This is a genomic window from Saccharothrix longispora, from assembly GCF_031455225.1.
Classification (GTDB): domain Bacteria; phylum Actinomycetota; class Actinomycetes; order Mycobacteriales; family Pseudonocardiaceae; genus Actinosynnema; species Actinosynnema longispora.
The window spans coordinates 2027632-2040533 of sequence record NZ_JAVDSG010000001.1; the positions used below are offsets into that span (position 1 = coordinate 2027632).

Below are 12902 nucleotides of genomic sequence, written 5' to 3' on the forward strand. Positions count from 1 at the left end.
GCAGTGGCATTCGTGCCGCTGAATGGCGGGACCCGCCCCGCGGGGTGACCATGGACTCGCGGCTCGTGGGCCACCGGCCGGCCGGGCCGCGGACCGCGACCCCGGACGAAAGGCGACCACGACGTGCACGCCTCGACGCAGGACCCCGCCCCACCGCCGTTCAGGCTCGACGTGGAGCGCCTCGCCGACGCCGTCCTCGTCACCGTGGTCGGTGAGCTGGACCAGTCCACCGCGCCGCGGCTGCGCGAGGCGCTCGACGCGGCGCTGGGCGACCGGCCGGGCGTGGTCGTCGTCGACCTGCGCGGGGTGGCCCTGCTCGCCTCGGCGGGGTTGGCCGCCCTGATCGCCGCGCACGACCAGGCCCTGCCGGACACGGCGCTGCGGGTGGTGGCGGGCGACACGACGCCGTCGATGCGCTCGGTGCGGCTCACCGGTCTCGACGAGCTGCTCGTCGTGCACCCGACGCTGGACCACGCGCTCGCCGCGTCCTGAGCCGTCCGCCCGGTGCCGCCGGCCCGCTCACGTCACCGCCGCCCGGTTGTGGATCACACCCGCGCCGGGGATGACCCGGGGACGCGGGAGCGTTCACCTCGATGGGTACCGAACGATGACGGGTACCGAACGACAGTGAGGAGCGGAGCGACCACATGGCCACTGCTACCGAGAAGGCCGTCCTCGCGGGCGGGTGTTTCTGGGGCATGCAAGACCTGTTCCGCCGCCACCCCGGCGTCATCTCCACCAGGGTGGGCTACACGGGCGGTGACGTGCCCAACGCCACTTACCGCAACCACGGCACCCACGCGGAGGCCATCGAGATCGTCTTCGACCCCGCGCGGCTGGGCTACCGGCAGATCCTGGAGTTCTTCTTCCAGGTCCACGACCCGACGACGCGCGACCGCCAGGGCAACGACATCGGCGCGAGCTACCGCTCGGCGATCTTCTACGACGGCGACGAGCAGAAGCGGATCGCGGAGGCGACCATCGCCGACGTGGACGCCTCCGGCAAGTGGCCGGGCCGGGTCGTGACCGAGGTGACCCAGGCCGGTGACTTCTGGGAGGCCGAGCCGGAGCACCAGGACTACCTGGAGCGCTACCCGAACGGCTACACGTGCCACTACGTGCGGCCGGAGTGGCAGCTCGGCGAGCGTTGAGCACGACCGTCGAGGTGGTGGCGCTGCACGTGTCGCCCGTGCACGCCTACGAGGGCAGGCCCGCCGACGGCCCGCGACCCGATCCGGAGCCCGTCTCCCGCGATCGCGTCGTGGTCCGGGCGGGCCTCGGCCTGGTCGGCGACCGCTACTTCAACCGGCCCGCGCACCGCCGGGCCGCCGTCACGTTCTTCGCCGCCGAGTCGCTCGACCACGTCGCGGAGGCCCTCGGCCTGGCCGCCGCGCCGGACCCGCTGCTGGTCCGGCGCAACGTCGTGCTGCGCGGGTTCGACGTGGACGCCCTCGCCCGGCACGACGTGTTCGCCCTCGACTCGGGTGACGGCCCCGTGCGGTTCGAGGTCGGCCGCCCGGCGAACCCGTGCGCCTGGATGGACGCGGTGATCGCGCCCGGCGCGTTCGCCGCGCTCCGGCGGCGCGGCGGGGTGCGGTGCGTCCCGCTCGACGACGGGGTGCTCGGGCGGGGGCCGGCGGTCCTGCTCGCCTGAGCGGCGTGCCATGCTGGGGGAGGGCGACGCACCGGGGGTGGGCATGGCGAAGAAGCGCGGGAGCGGCGTGGCGCCGTACGTGGCGCTGCTGGTGGCGGTGATCATCTTCGTGCCGCCGGTGCGGGAGTTCTTCGCGGACCTGGTCGCCCCCCTCGTGCAGCTGGTGCAGGACTCGTTCCAGGGCTGAGCCGGCCCCGGCGACCACCGTGCCGACCACCGCTAGCAGGGCAGGTCGAGCAGGCCCCCCTTCTCCGCGGACACCTGCCGCCGGACGCCCTCCAGGGTGTCCAGCACCGCCTGGAGGTCGTCCGGGTCGTCGAGGTAGCGCAGCACGGCCCGGTGGAACGCGGTGCGCAGCGGCGCGGGCATCAGGTCCGACGCGTCGAAGCACAACCGGTCCTCCGAGACCAGTACGGCGGCGACGCGCCACTCCACGTCGCTGCCGTACACCTCCGGGCCGATCAACCGGTTCACCGAGTAGGCCCCGCCGTCCGCCGGCCAGATGCGCTGCGCCTCCGTCGAGGCCAGGAAGTCCATCAGCGCGCGGGCTTCGGGGGTGTCGCGGAACAGGGCCGCGAGGTCCGCCGAGACCTCCGCCGCCGGTTCCGGCGCGCCCAGCGACGGGAACGGGAAGAAGTCCGCTTCCCCCGCCGGGTACACCCCGGTCACGTAGGACGCCTGGTGGTCGAGGAGGCACCCGCGCGGGGTGTCGAACATCGGCTGCGACGGGTCGTCGTAGTTCGTCAGCAGCGTCGCGCGGAGGCCGCCGCGCACCGCTCCGCCGCCGATCAGCTCGCCCCACGTTTGCCACGCCTGCCGCACGGGGCCCTCGTTCCACGGCTGCTCCGCCGCCGCCCATCGGCGGTAGACGTCGGGACCCGCCTCGTGCAGCACGACGTCCTCGACCCAGTCGGTGCCGGGCCACCCGGCGTTGGTCTGCGCGGCCACCCGCAGGCACCACGGGGTCCGCCCGGCGGCCACCTCGGCGGCCGTGAGGGCGAGCAGTTCGGCCTTCGTGGTCGGCGGGGTGACCGGGACGTCGGCGGGGTGCCACACCATGCTCTTGAGGTCGGCCTTCACCACCACCGCGTACCGCTCGTCCGACGCCAGCTCCTCCAGGTCCGTCCACCGCCGCGGGTACTCGTCCGAGCGGGCCGCGACGACGCCGTCCAGCGGCGTCACGTAGCCGTCCCCCACGTAGGCGGCGAGGTCGCCGGGGCTGGGCAGCACCGCCACGTGCGGCGGCGTGCCCTTCTGCACGTCCGCCCGCAGCACCTGGTCCGGTGCGGTGGTGCCGATGTACTCGACGTCGATGCGGCGGGTGTCCTCGAACAGCGCCAGCACCTGCTCGAACCTCTTCTCCTGCAGCCCGGTCCAGGGGCCCAGGACGATCACCCGCGCGGGCGCGGTGGACACCACGCACCCGGCCAGGGACGCGCTCAGCAGCAGGATCGCCATCAGGATTCTCATCGGACCCGGTACCTGTACTCCTCCAGCCGGCCGAGGAGGCCGAGCAGCACCAGCAGGACGACCGCCGACCCGCCGATCGGCACGAGGGGGATCAGGCCGCGCTCGTCGGCGGCGTCCTCCAGGTCGGCGTTGATCCGCTCCGCCTCGCGGGTCAGCTCGCGCTCGTCGGTCGGCGGAGCGCCGGCGGCGGCCGGGCCCAGGTCCCGCCGGACCCGGGCCACGGTGTCGCCGCACCCGTCCCGCTCACCGCCGCAGTGCCGGTCCAGCAGCACCAGCAGCTCACGCCGGGCGGTCGCCCCGGTCTCGGTCGTGTGCGCCCGCCACCGGTCGACGAGCAGGTCCAGCGCCCGTGCCGACTCCGTCACCTGCGCCCGGGTCTCCTGGCCGACCAGGGGCACGACCACGACGCCGAGCGCGACGGCGGTGGCCAGCGCGAGGAGCGGGTTGACCAGGCGCCGGAACCGCCGGACCAGGAACACCTGGGTGGCGACCAGCAGCCCCAGCAGGACGAGGGAGGGCACGAGCCACGACGCGGTCCGCCACGGCGTCGTGCCGGACTCGGCCAGTCGGTCGTCCAGCGCGTCCCGCTGCGCCTCCAGCAGCCGGTCGAGCTGGGCGAGGATGCCGTGGTCCGGCGCGTGCAGCAGTTGCGAGGCGTGCCAGAGGTCGGCGCTGCCCAGCGCCGCGCCACCGGGCTGCCGCAGCTGCGCGTCCGCCTGGCCGATGGCGGCGTTGTAGGAGACCAGCAGCCCTTCCACCAGCTGCAACTGCCTGCTGACGACCTCGCCCGCGGTGTTGTCCTCGGCGATCTGGGCGAGGTACTGGCCGGCCAGCGCGATCCGGCCGCGGTACCGGTCGCCCGGCCCGGTCAGCACGTGCTCGGGGTTGGCGAAGCTCTCCACCGCCAGCCGGTCCGCCTCGGCGAGCGCGGCCCTGGCGGTGGCCGCCTCCAGCACCGCGGGGGCGTTGCGGGTGCGCACCGTGTCGGCGGTGGCCTGCACCGCCGCGCACACCGCCCACGTGGCCCCGGTCGCCGCCAGCGCGGCGACCACCGTGCCCGCCAGCAGGCCGCGCAGGGTCCGGCGGGTGGTGCTGCGCCGGGTCACGGGCCCGCCCCGCCCGCCAGCTCGTGGCGGCACCGGCCGCAGAACCGCGCGGTCGGCGGCGACACGTACGAGCACCGCGGGCACTGCCGGTCGGGTCCCGCGGCCTCCGCCTCGACCCGTCGCACCCCGTCCGCGACGCCCGGCGCGATGCTGGACCTGGTGGAGCTCATCCCGGCCCAGCGGATGTCCTCCGCGGTGAGGCCCGGCCGCACCACCACCCGCCCGTCGGCCGGGTCGCCGACGACCTCGACCAGCCGCAGCAACCGCCGCAGCGAGTCCTCGTTGCCCAACCGCGTCGCGAGCGCCACGGCCCGCCCCCACCGCTCGGCGGCCCGCGGCAGGTCGTCCGCGTCGTACGCGCCGCACCCCGCCTCGATGTGCTCGCCCAGCTCCGTCTCGCCGTCGTAGTGGCGGACGACCGGGTCCAGCCGGATCGACAGGCGGAAGTCCTCGGTGAGGGTCGCCCGGATCGCCGCCGAACCGGCGGGCACCTCGGCGTCGTCCACGGCGAGGCTCACCCGGGCGGCCTGCGCCGGCTCGCCCACGGACAGCGCGTCGGTGTCCACCTCCAGCCACACGCCGAACGCGCGCGCCTCGTCGCCCCAGTTGCCGGTGGGGAACCGCACCGTGCCGTCGTCGAGCCGCGTGCCCCGGTCGGTCAGGTCGACCTCGGCGGGCAGCACCTGCTTGACCTGGCGCAGCCGCGCGAAGGGCATGGGCTTGACCCGCAGCTGGAGGTCGGCGACGGCCTTGCCCATCGCCGACTCCACCAACCCGGTGAAGTCGGCGGGCAGGTCGGCGGGCCTGCGCACGGCGTCCACGTCGCCGTGCAGCACCTCCCCGATCCGCCGCACCTCCTGCGGCGACCAGTCGGCGCCGATGCCGCGCACGTCGCACACGAACGCGTCCGCGCAGTGCCGGAGCGCCGCGTCGAGCACCTGGCGCGGCTCGCCGTTGTAGCCGTCGGTGAGCAGGATCGCGTGCCTGATCAGGTCCGGGTGCGGCGCGAGCAGGCGCGCCGCCAGGGCCAGCCAGGTGCTCATCGCGGTGCCGCCGTCGCTGATCAGCCGGTTGACCGCCGCCACGGCCTCGCCGCGGGTGCGTTCGTCGGCGACCGCCAACCGCCCGTCCGCGGGGTAGACCACCTCGGCGCGGTGCGTGCCCTTGACCACGGCGAACAGCGTGCCGTCGCGCAGCACGCCCAGCGCCGCGCAGGTCGCCTGCCGGGCGGCGGCGATCTTGGTGGGCGGTGCGTCCATCGAGCCCGAGCAGTCGATCATGATCACCTCCGCGGCGGCCCGCGGTAGGCCGGCCGACCGCAGGCCGGAGGCGGTGACGGTGACGATCGCGTGCATGTCGGTGTCGCCGCGGGACATGTACTCGTTCTGGTTCACGACGACGCCGAAACCGGCCGGGGTGTCCATGGGCCTCCCTGTCACAGCTTCGTCCGGGGGCGGGTGCCGTTGGCGAGGTCCACGAGCACGCCGTGCTCGTCGGCCGACCGCGCCTGCCGGGCCAGGCGGCGGTAGCCGTCGGCCAGCGCGGACCGCAGCGCCCGCTCCGACGGGGACCGGCCGAACACCGCGCCGCCGTCGATCCGGGGGTCGGCGGTCGAGCGCCGCCAGCGCAGCGCCGCGTCGAGGACCGCGGCGGTCAGCCGGTCGCCCGCGTCGCGGTCCAGGCGCAGCCGCTCCAGCCGCTCGACCGCCCGCTCCAGGTCGCGAGCCGAGGCGCCCGGCCCGCACAGGACGTTGACCGCCGCGATCCGCGCGGCGTCGTGGTGCCGCGACACGGTGGGCATCCCGTCGAGCACGGCCACCGCGCCCGCCCGGTCGCCGTCGCGCAGCAGCAGCCGCGCCAGGCCGAACGCCGCCGGCGCCTGCGACCGGTCCCGCCGCCACACCGCCGTGTACCAGCGGCGCGCCTCGGCCGCGTCGCCCTCCCGCTCCGCGCACAGCGCCACCGCCAGCGTCGGCGCGACCTCGCCGGGCAGGTCGGCGCGCACCGCCTCGAAATGCCGGCGCGCCGCCCGGACGTGCCCGCGGACCAGGTGCAGCAGCCCGCAGTGCCACACCACCCGCCAGTCGTCCTCGGCGTCCGGCGACCGGAGGGCGGCCAGGCAGCGCGCGGCCTCCTCGTGGCGGTCCAGCTCCAGGTGCGCGCGGCAGCGCAGCAGCAGGACGTCGGGCGACGGCGCGTCGTGGTCGCGCAGCAGGTCCAGCACCCGGGCCGGGTCCGGGGTGTCGGCGACCAGTTCCATGGCGGGGTCGGCGGACACCGGGCGCACCGGCGGCAGCCCGACCGCGACGTCCTTCGGCGTCGGCAGGTCCGGGTCGGTCACCGCGTCGGTCCAGCGCGCCAGCGGCGGCACCGCGCCCAGGTCGGCGTCCAGCAGTGCGGCCGTCGGCGCGAACAGGGGCGAGAGGACCGCGCGGTCCTTGCCGTCGCGCAGCGAGGCGACCTCCAGCAGCACGCCGCCCAGCTGGTCGGACATCTCGCGCGCGGAGGCGAACCGGCGCTCGGCGTCGGCGCGCGTGGCGCGGGCCAGCACCCGCTGGAACGACTCGACCCCCGCCGCGATCGGGGACCCGGGCGCGCCGAGCAGCTCCACGTGGTCGACGGTGGCCTGGTGGAGCTGCCGCAGCGTGACGCCCAGCGCGTGCAGGTCCGACTGCACCGTCACGCCGCGCCGCGCGATCTCCTCGCGGGTGACCTGGTACGGCCACGTGCCGATGATCCCGGGTCCCTTGTCGCCGGTGCGGCGCACCGCGCCCAGGTCGATCACCTTGATCCGGCTCTCGCTGCCGTCGGCGGTGCTGCCGGGCGACAGGATCACGTTGTTCGGCTTCATGTCGCAGTACACGAGCCCGCGCCGGTGCAGGTGGTCGAGCGCCTCCAGTACCTGCCGCCCCATCGTGATCACGTGCTCGACCCGCAGCTGCTCGCCCAGGGGCCGCTCACCGGCGTGGGCGCCCCGCTTGACCTCGTCGAGCACCCGGCCGTCCACGAACTCCATCACGATGTACTCGCGCGGCCGCCCGGTGGACCGGTCCGGGTGGGTGACGAAGTTGAAGATGCGCACGACGTTCGGGTGGTCCATCGCGGTCAACGCCCGGCGCTCCGCCTCGGCCAGCGCGCTGTCGCCCTCGTTGATCACGCCCTTGAGGACCACCAGGTTGTCGTCCAGGCGGGTGTCCTGCGCCAGGTACACCCAGCCGAGGCCGCCGTGCGCCAGCGGACCGAGCACCAGGTACTGGTCGCCGACCAGGTCGCCCTCGTGCAGGCTGGGCCGGAACGAGTAGGGCTCGCCGCACATCGGGCAGTACCCCTCGGCCTGGGCGGGCTGACCGGCGTAGCCGACGCCGATCTCGGCCGTGCAGCCGTTCTTGCCGCAGGTGCGGCCGCTGGTGGGGACGTCCGGGTCGCGCTGCAACCGGCTCGACGGCTCGGTGCGCGGGAAGACGGGCAGCGACAGGTAGCTCCCCGGCCCGCTCGGCCGCGGCCGAGCGGACGACGGCAGTGCCTTGCGACCGCAGGTGTCGCAGAACCCGCTGTCCTCCACCTCGCCCGCGCACCCCGCGCGGCGGCACGCCGTCACCGATCCTCCTCCTCGGCCCGTCCCGCGGGTTCGCCGGCCGTGGCGCGCCCGTCGAGCTTGTCCTGCACCGCGCGCCCGTAGGCCCCGACAGCCCCGGCCGCGGCCACCGGGTCGACCGGCGGGGTGGTGAGCAGCGCGAAGGCCTCCTGGTACAACCGGCTCAGCGCCAGGTCCTCGGCGAACCCGGAGCGCACCGCGCGGGCCTTGTGCGCCGACAGCCACCCGCCCCGCCCGTTGCCGCCGCCCAGTTCGCGCAGCGCGGTCAGGCCGGTGTCGAGCCGCGCCCTGGTCTCGCCCGCCACCCGCGCGGCCCGCTCCGCCCGCCGCTCCACCTGCATCAGCGCGACCTCGTCCACGGGCCCGTGGCGCAGCGCGGACAGCGCGAACCGCAGCCGGGACGCCCGGCGGGTGACCGCGGGGCCGGGCGGCGCGACCCGGGCGCACAGCGCGGCGTTGTCCCGCTCGGCGGCGTCCAGCGCGGCGATGCGCTCGGCGAGCGCGCCCAGCCGTTCCCGGTGCAGCCCGGACCGCCACCGCCGGGCCGCGTCCAGCGCGGGCGAGTCGTCGCGGGTGAAGGCCAGGACCACGCGCGTGCCGTCGCGCACCAGCGGCTCGGCGACCTCCTTGATCACCGCCTCGGGTTCGGCCGCGTCGTCCACGGCGCCGACGACCACGGTCATCGGCGGCACCCGCGAGCCTGCGTCGGCGCGCACGGCGGCGCGTTCGACCACCCGCCTGGTCACCTCGTCGGCCGTGCGCCCGGACGCGTCCACGGCCAGGTCCACGCTGCCCAGCGGCGGCACGGTGTCGTGCGGGGCGGCGGTCGCTCCCGCCGCGGACGGCCCCAGTTCGCGGCTGGCCAGCAGGACCACGCGGTTCAGCGCGGCGACCTCCGCGCCGGCGAGGAGCAGCGGGATGGTGCGCCGCGCGTCGGCCAGCCACGCGACGACCCGTCGGGTGGTCGGCACGTCCACGTGCTCCGCCGAGGACTCGCCGAAGCGCGAGTCCACCCCGACGTCGCCGACCGTCCACTCCTCGATGCGCCGCACGTGCGCGAGGATCGTCTCCACCGGCAGCATCCACGACACGCCGGTGGTCGGCCCCAGGGTGCTCACCACCACGCCCAGCACGTCGCCGGTGTCGACGGCGGCCACCCCCGCGCCGCTGAACCCCGGGCGCACCGGCGGCCAGCCCGGTTCGAGGTTGAGTTGGATCCACTCCCGGCCCGGTCCGGCCTCGCCGGCCAGGGTGAGCTGCGTCCACACGCCGTCCGCGAGCGCGCCGGGGAACCCGAAGGCGCGCACCGGCCGGTTCCAGCTCACGGCGGCCCGGCGCAGCGCGGTGCCCGAACCGGGCGGCGCCGGTTCGTCGAGTTCGAGGAGGGCGACGTCGCCGCGCTGGTCGGCCAGCGGCGGCACGACGCACCCCGGCACGGGCCGCGCCCGGCGCACCAGCCACCCGCGCCGGCCGACGAGGTCGACCTCCGGCCGCCCGTCCGCACCCGCCAGAACGTGGGCGCAGGTGAGCACGTGCCGGTCGCCCAGCAGGACCCCCGCGCCGAGCACCTCGCCCCCCGGGCTCCGGACGCGCGCACGCCACGACTCCAGCGGCCGTGTTCGCCCCGTCACCACGAGTGGACGATATGCGGCGGTCGTCCCGGGTCGGCGGGGATCGGCGGCACGTGACTCGAACGGCCCAGACCCCGACTGCACTTGTGCGGAGAACGGCGCGGGGTGGGTGGCGCGGCTAGACCACCAGGTCGAGCAGCAGCACGAGGACCAGGCCCACCACCGAGATCAGCGTCTCCATGATCGACCAGGTCTTCAGGTTCTGCCCGACGGTCAGGCCGAAGTAGCCCTTCACCAGCCAGAAGCCCGCGTCGTTGACGTGGGAGAAGAACAGCGACCCGGCGCCGATGGCGAGCACCAGCAGGGACGTCTCGCCCGTGCTCAGCGTCGTCACGAGCGGCGCGAGGATGCCGGACGCGGTCACCGTCGCGACGGTCGCCGAGCCGGTCGCCAGGCGGATCAGGACGGCCACGAGCCACGCCAGCAGCAGGACCGACAGGCCGCTGCCCGCGACCCAGTCGGCGATCAGCTCGCCGATGCCGGTGTCGATGAGGGTCTGCTTGAACCCGCCGCCGGCGGACACGATCAGCAGGATGCCGGCGATCGGCGGCAGGCCCGCCTCGACGGTCCGGGCGATCTCGCGGCCCGACATGTGCGCACCGCCGCCCAGCGTGACCATGGAGACGATCACCGCGATCAGCAGCGCGATGACCGGCGTGCCGAGGAAGTCCAGCACGGCCCGGACCGGGTTGCCCTCGTCCGCCACGATGTCCGCCAGCGCCTTGCCCATCATCAGCACCACGGGCAGCAGCACGGTGGCCAGGGTGACGCCGAACGACGGCCGGGGCTTCGCGGGGTCGCGGTCCGAGCCCTCGAACAGGTCGGGCGCGGACACGTCCACCCAGCGCGCGGCGTAGCGGGCGAACAGCGGGCCGGCGACGGCGATGGTCGGGACGGCGATCAGCACGCCGAAGCCGAGGGTGATGCCCAGGTCGGCGTCCAGGGCGTTCACCGCGACCAGCGGACCGGGGTGCGGCGGCACGAGGCCGTGCATCGCGGACAGGCCGGCCAGCGCGGGGATGCCCAGGCGGATCAACGACGTGCCGGACCGCCGGGACACCAGCAGGATCACCGGCATGATCAGCACGAGGCCGATCTCGAAGAACATCGGCAGGCCGATGAGCGCGCCCACCACGGCCATCGCCCACGGCAGCGAGCGGGTGCTGGAGCGGCCGATGATGGTGTCGACCAGGGCGTCGGCGCCGCCCGAGTCGGCGAGCAGCTTGCCGATCATCGCGCCCAGCGCGATCAGCGTGCCGACGCCGGCCGCGGTGTCGCCGAACCCCTTCGCGAAGCTCGCGACGGCCGCGTCCATGGGCAGGCCCGCGATCGCGGCCACGACGAGGGACGACAGGGTGAGGCCCAGGAACGGGTTCAGCTTGAACCGGCTGATCAGCAGCACGAGCAGGGCGATGCCGAGGACGGCGGCGGACAGGAGTCGGCCTGCGGACAGGGTTTCCATGGCGATCGTCATGTCAGGTTTCTTCCTCGCCGGTGGGGCACCCGTCGACGACGGCGTCGACGGGGCGGTTGAGGTCGAGCGCGATGACGGGTTCGTCGGGACCGAGCGGTTCCAGGGCGGCGGACTGCGACACCACCAGGGTGACAGGAGCGGGGTGATCGGGCCGTGCGGCGACGCGAGCGCGCACCACGCCGGGTTCGCCCGACCTGAGGCGGTGTCCGTTCGCCCGCGCGGGCGTGGCGCGGGCCGTCCACGAGCGCGCGTTCTGTCCTGCTTGTCAGGGCGACCGGTGTTGACGGCCCGTCGGGACCGCTCCTACCGTCGGTGTGAGAACGCTCTCACACTCCCTGCGGTGAGGTGGCCGTGCTGAACACCGTCGTTCTCGCATCCCTGCTCCTGTCCCTCGTCCCCGTCCCGGCGCCCCCCGGACCGGTTCCGCCGCCGGCCGAGGTCTGCGACGCCTACTGCGACACCCGCGACCCCGCCCTGCCGCCGAGCGCGCAGCGGTCCGCGACACGGCCCCACGTCACGGGGCCGACCGCGCCGGGTGCGTCCGCCACAGCTCCGTCCGCCACAGCTCCGTCCGCCTCGGCCGTCGTCTGCAACCTGCACTGCGACGGGCGCGACCCCGCCCTCTCGACCGGCGGTCGGATCGCCCAGACCGTGCCCGCGGGCACCCGCCGGGTCGAGCTGCACTTCGACGGCGGCGAGACGATGGGGTGGGCGGTCATCACCGCCGGCGGCCAGGGCGACGAGGTCTGGCTGGACCGCTCCTTCGACGCCGGGGTGACCTGGGAGCCCAAGGCCGGCGCGACGACCGTCCCGGCCGGCAACGGCGGCTGGCGCACGCTCATGCACAACGTGGACGACTGGAACAACCTGGGCGTGGGCCTGCTGCGCGCCTGCGGCCGGCCGGCCGGGTCGTCGACCATCGCCTGCACCTCCTGGTACCGGACCACCTGGAACGCCGGCGACCGCCGCACCGCCGCCGCCACGGCCCTCATGCAGCGCTACGACCGGAACACCGGCCTGTTCGCCACCACCGGCTGGTGGAACTCCGCCAACGCCCTCACCGCGATCATCGACAACGCACGCGTGAGCGGCATGGGCAGCTACCGCTACGCCATCGCCCGCACCTACGACCTGAACCGCACCGCGTGGCAGGGGAACTTCGTCAACGAGTACAACGACGACGTCGCGTGGTGGGGCCTGGCCTGGATCGCCGCCTACGACCTGACCGGCGAGCGCCGCTACCTCGACACCGCCCGCGCGGGCGCCGACCACATCCACCGGTACTGGGACGCGACCTGCGGCGGCGGCATCTGGTGGACGTCGAGCCGGACCTACAAGAACGCCATCGCCAACTCGCTGTACGTGCAGGTCAACGCCGCCCTGCACAACCGCCTGCCCGGCGACTCCACGTATCTGCGGCGCGCCCGGGACGGCTGGCGGTGGTTCGAGGGCAGCGGGATGGTCAACGGCTCGAACCTGGTCAACGACGGGCTCGTCACGACCACGTGCCGCAACAACGGCCAGACGCCGTGGAGCTACAACCAGGGCGTGCCGCTGGCCGCGCTGACCGAACTGCACCGCGCCACCGGTGACCAGGCGTACCTCGCCCGGGCCCGCGCCCTGGCCGACGCCTCGACCACGAGCGGCGCGCTCAACCCCGGCGGCATCCTGTTCGACGACGGCGGCGGCGGTGACGTGCCGTCCTTCAAGGGCGCCTACGTGCGCGGGCTCGCCGCCCTGGACCGCGCCCTGCCCGGCCGGCCCTACCTCCCCTACCTGAAGCGCCAGGCCGACACCGCCCACGCGCGGGACCGGTCCAGCAGCGACTCGTACGACCAGCCGTGGGCCGGGCCGTTCCAGCGCAGCGACGCGGCCCGCCAGCACAGCGCGGTGGACCTGATGAACGCCGCCGGCTGACCGACCGCTCCGGGCCGCCGCGCGGCCCGGAGCCCACGTCGGTGAACAGCCCGAG

General features: G+C 75.2%; 12 protein-coding genes. 5 read left to right on the plus strand and 7 right to left on the minus strand.

Translation table 11 applies throughout. The features are described from left to right. Window positions 1-123: 123 nt before the first annotated feature. The 4 genes from J2S66_RS08505 (at window position 124) to J2S66_RS08520 (ending at window position 1841) form a co-directional block, all read left to right on the plus strand. The gene (locus J2S66_RS08505; protein ID WP_310305937.1) at window positions 124-492 is read left to right on the plus strand and encodes an STAS domain-containing protein; all 369 of its coding nucleotides are present in this window, start codon (window positions 124-126) and stop codon (window positions 490-492) included. Window positions 493-647: 155 nt separating this feature from the next. Further along, complete coding sequence (msrA, locus tag J2S66_RS08510; RefSeq protein WP_310305939.1) at window positions 648-1151, plus strand: peptide-methionine (S)-S-oxide reductase MsrA; 504 nt, start codon at window positions 648-650, stop codon at window positions 1149-1151. Continuing rightward, window positions 1148-1654: an MOSC domain-containing protein gene (locus J2S66_RS08515; RefSeq protein ID WP_310305941.1), complete on the plus strand. Its 507-nt coding sequence runs from the start codon at window positions 1148-1150 to the stop codon at window positions 1652-1654. The genes msrA and J2S66_RS08515 overlap by 4 nt, the downstream gene beginning before the upstream one ends. A 10-nt stretch (window positions 1655-1664) precedes the next feature. Next, complete coding sequence (locus J2S66_RS08520; protein WP_310305942.1) at window positions 1665-1841, plus strand: hypothetical protein; 177 nt, start codon at window positions 1665-1667, stop codon at window positions 1839-1841. A gap of 32 nt (window positions 1842-1873) precedes the next feature. On the opposite strand, the gene J2S66_RS08525 is transcribed toward J2S66_RS08520, so the two are convergent. The 7 genes from J2S66_RS08525 to J2S66_RS08555 all read right to left on the minus strand — a co-directional run bounded on the left by J2S66_RS08525 (window position 1874) and on the right by J2S66_RS08555 (window position 11054). After that, the gene (locus J2S66_RS08525; protein ID WP_310305944.1) at window positions 1874-3124 is read right to left on the minus strand and encodes an ABC transporter substrate-binding protein; all 1251 of its coding nucleotides are present in this window, start codon (window positions 3122-3124) and stop codon (window positions 1874-1876) included. Beyond that, window positions 3121-4230, minus strand: a complete 1110-nt coding sequence (locus J2S66_RS08530) for a GlnX family signal transduction membrane protein (RefSeq protein WP_310305946.1) — start codon at window positions 4228-4230, stop codon at window positions 3121-3123. The genes J2S66_RS08525 and J2S66_RS08530 overlap by 4 nt, the downstream gene beginning before the upstream one ends. After that, window positions 4227-5654, minus strand: coding sequence for a vWA domain-containing protein (locus J2S66_RS08535; protein ID WP_310305948.1), 1428 nt, complete (start codon window positions 5652-5654; stop codon window positions 4227-4229). Before J2S66_RS08535 ends, J2S66_RS08530 begins: the two co-directional genes overlap by 4 nt. Window positions 5655-5665: 11 nt before the next feature. Further along, window positions 5666-7828: a serine/threonine-protein kinase gene (locus J2S66_RS08540; RefSeq protein WP_310305950.1), complete on the minus strand. Its 2163-nt coding sequence runs from the start codon at window positions 7826-7828 to the stop codon at window positions 5666-5668. Further along, complete coding sequence (locus J2S66_RS08545) at window positions 7825-9456, minus strand: S1 family peptidase (RefSeq protein WP_310305952.1); 1632 nt, start codon at window positions 9454-9456, stop codon at window positions 7825-7827. Before J2S66_RS08545 ends, J2S66_RS08540 begins: the two co-directional genes overlap by 4 nt. A 118-nt stretch (window positions 9457-9574) precedes the next feature. Next, the gene (locus J2S66_RS08550) at window positions 9575-10930 is read right to left on the minus strand and encodes a GntP family permease (RefSeq protein WP_310305954.1); all 1356 of its coding nucleotides are present in this window, start codon (window positions 10928-10930) and stop codon (window positions 9575-9577) included. A gap of 1 nt (window position 10931) precedes the next feature. Continuing rightward, entirely contained in the window at window positions 10932-11054 is a 123-nt protein-coding gene (locus J2S66_RS08555; RefSeq protein WP_310305956.1) for a hypothetical protein, read from the minus strand. A 227-nt stretch (window positions 11055-11281) separates the two neighbouring features. On the opposite strand from J2S66_RS08555, the gene J2S66_RS08560 reads away from it, so the two are divergent. Further along, window positions 11282-12847 carry a glycoside hydrolase family 76 protein gene (locus tag J2S66_RS08560; protein WP_310305958.1) on the plus strand — a complete coding sequence of 522 codons (1566 nt, stop codon included), beginning with the start codon at window positions 11282-11284 and terminating at the stop codon, window positions 12845-12847. Window positions 12848-12902 lie beyond the last annotated feature (55 nt).

Bases quoted from the DNA above. Each gene is read 5' to 3' on its own strand.
- J2S66_RS08550 (WP_310305954.1), bottom strand. From the start codon at position 10,930: ATGACGATCGCCATGGAAACCCTGTCCGCAGGCCGACTCCTGTCCGCC.
- J2S66_RS08535 (WP_310305948.1), bottom strand. From the start codon at position 5,654: ATGGACACCCCGGCCGGTTTCGGCGTCGTCGTGAACCAGAACGAGTAC.
- msrA (WP_310305939.1), top strand. From the start codon at position 648: ATGGCCACTGCTACCGAGAAGGCCGTCCTCGCGGGCGGGTGTTTCTGG.
- J2S66_RS08525 (WP_310305944.1), bottom strand. From the start codon at position 3,124: ATGAGAATCCTGATGGCGATCCTGCTGCTGAGCGCGTCCCTGGCCGGG.
- J2S66_RS08520 (WP_310305942.1), top strand. From the start codon at position 1,665: ATGCTGGGGGAGGGCGACGCACCGGGGGTGGGCATGGCGAAGAAGCGC.